The organism is Citrobacter sp. VF227 (assembly GCF_052950715.1).
In genome coordinates, this window is the sequence record NZ_JBRFVF010000646.1 from 1 (window position 1) to 431 (window position 431).

Consider the following 431-nt stretch of genomic DNA (forward strand, 5'->3'; position numbering starts at 1 on the left):
GCGCTATACCGGCAACGCGGCATTCGATGCAGCATCTCCGGAGGCCCAGGCGACATTCCTTCGCCAGGCTGACCAGATCCGTTAACAGCAGCAGGCTGAATACCGCACCAATATCGATAGCCGTGTACGCGATGCCAGCGCGGCATACATGCGCGGAGTTGATTTCCCGAACGCGCCTACGCAAAACGACTTCCTCGCTGCCTACGTCGTACGTGAAGGTAACCTCCGTTATACCGAGTTCCGCAACACGCAGATAGCCGGGCAGTACATCGGATCGTTTCGCAACACGCCGACCAGCAGCATTAAGGCATACGTTGATCAGTTGCGCCCGGGCACCGAAGAAACAGGCGAGGGATATGCCTCCCGCGCTGAATTATTCGATCATGTATCGGCGGCAGCAAAGAAGGTGATTAGCCAGCGCCAGACTAATA

General features: G+C 56.8%; 1 pseudogene. It reads left to right on the forward strand.

The features are described from left to right. Positions 1-431: pseudogene (locus ACU8YC_RS28345) on the forward strand (hypothetical protein); the annotation flags it as partial.